Origin of the sequence: Lentzea kentuckyensis (assembly GCF_002150765.1) — a bacterium.
In the GTDB taxonomy this organism is placed as follows: domain Bacteria; phylum Actinomycetota; class Actinomycetes; order Mycobacteriales; family Pseudonocardiaceae; genus Lentzea; species Lentzea kentuckyensis.
Genome location: NZ_MUYM01000215.1, coordinates 1 through 1,851, shown reverse-complemented (window position 1 = coordinate 1,851; position 1,851 = coordinate 1). Strand labels below are relative to the sequence as shown.

The window sequence follows — 1,851 nt, the reverse complement described above, 5'->3', positions numbered from 1 at the left end:
CCGCCGGTCGACACCTACAACAGCAGCCTGTCCGCGGCCGAGCTCGCCCACGCCGAGACGTCCTTCGCCGAGCACGCGATCGCCACGACCTCGCTGGTGCCCTACGGCTACGGCGACGGTGGTGGCGGACCCACCCGGGAGATGGTGGCCACCGCGGAACGCGTCCGCGACCTCGAAGGCTCACCCCGGCTCGAGCACGCCTCCGTCGCCGAGTTCTTCACCGAGGCGGAGGGACAGCTGCGGGACGCCGAACGGCCGGGACGCCCGGCGCCGGTGTGGTCCGGGGAGATGTACCTCGAGTTCCACCGGGGCACCTACACCTCGCAGGCGCGCACGAAGTTCGGCAACCGGCGGTGCGAGCACCTGCTCCGGGAGGCGGAACTGTGGGCGGCGACGGCGGCGCTGCGCGGTGTCGCCGCCTGGCCCGCGCGGACGCTGCGCGACTGCTGGCGGGCACTGCTGATGACCCAGTTCCACGACGTGCTGCCGGGAAGCTCGATCAGCTGGGTGCACCGAGACGCCGAGCGGACGCACACCGAGGTCGCCGCGCGACTGGAGGAGATCGTCGAGCATTCGCTCCGCGCGCTCGCGGNNCGTTCGCGCAGGACGGCGTGCAAGCCCTCGGGGTCGCGCAGGCCGTCGCACCTGAGGAGTCCACGGTGGACGTCAGCTCGTCCGGAGCCGTGCTGGCCTCGCCACTGGTCGTGGCACGCCTCGACGCCCAGGGCCGGCTCGTGTCACTGCGCGGAGCGGATGGCCGCGAGGCCGTCGCCCCGGACCGCCTCGCGAACACCCTGGAACTGTTCCGCGACCTGCCGAACCGTTGGGACGCCTGGGATCTCGATGCGCACCACCGCCGCACGCCGATCGCGGTGCCCGTGGCCGCCGAGATGACCGACACCGAGGTCGACGGGATACCCGCGGTGCGCGTCGAGCGGCGTCTGAGCGACGTTTCCAGCGTGGTCCAGCACGTCCTGATCCGCCCCGGAAAGTCCACAGTGGAGTTCCGCACGGCGGTGCTGTGGCACGAGACCGCACGCGTGCTCAAGCTCGGGTTCGGGCTCGACCTGCGCGCCGACCGCAGCGCGGCGGAGACCCAGTTCGGCCACGTGACCCGGCCGATCGGCGACAACACCTCGTGGGAGGCCGCGCAGTTCGAGATCTGTGCCCACCGGTTCCTGCACGTCGGCGAGCCGGGGTACGGGGTGGCCATCGCCAACGACGGCGTGTACGGCCACGACGTCACGAGGCACGTTCGCGATGACGGCGGGACGACCACCCAGGTGCGGTTGTCGTTGCTGCGCTCACCCACCTACCCGGATCCGCACGCCGACGGCGGATCGCACGAGCGGGTGATCACGGTGACCCCGCAGGCGGGCCTGGCCGAAGCCGTCGCCGAGGGCTACCGGGTGAACCTGCCACCGCGCCGCTTCACGGGCGCCCGCGACGTGGAACCGCCCGTNNCGTCGCGGTGGAGGCCGTTCTGCTGGCCCACGACGGTTCGGGCGATCTCGTCGTCCGCGTGTACGAGGCACTGGGCAACCGCGTCGAGGCCGTTGTACGGGCAGCCGACGCGGTCCGCGGCTGGCAGCGGACGGACCTGCTCGAACGAGGCTCCGCCGCCTGGGAGGACGGTGGCGAGGCACGGCTGAGCCTGCGGCCCTTCGAGCTGTGCACCGTGCGCTTCCGCTCGGCGGGCGTCGCGCCGGCGTGACCGGGGTCGTCTCGTCCGTTGTGGACGGTCGTCACAGGATCCCGTCGTCCACCTGTTCCAGGACGAGCGACCACCACCCGGCCTTGACCGCGGATCGGTCGATCTCCTTGAGACTCTTCTTGAGCTGCTTGATCCGG

The 1,851-nt window shown here is 72.0% G+C and carries 1 protein-coding gene and 2 pseudogenes; all 3 read left to right on the top strand.

Annotated features, from left to right (window positions below; translation table 11 throughout):
• Positions 1–576, top strand: a pseudogene (locus B0F77_RS50420) (glycoside hydrolase family 38 N-terminal domain-containing protein); the annotation flags it as partial.
• Positions 577–611: 35 nt separating this feature from the next.
• A pseudogene (locus B0F77_RS51060) lies at positions 612–1,268 on the top strand (glycoside hydrolase family 38 C-terminal domain-containing protein); the annotation flags it as partial.
• Positions 1,269–1,471: 203 nt separating this feature from the next.
• Entirely contained in the window at positions 1,472–1,714 is a 243-nt protein-coding gene (locus B0F77_RS51055; protein ID WP_158103023.1) for a glycosyl hydrolase-related protein, read from the top strand.
• Positions 1,715–1,851: the final 137 nt, after the last annotated feature.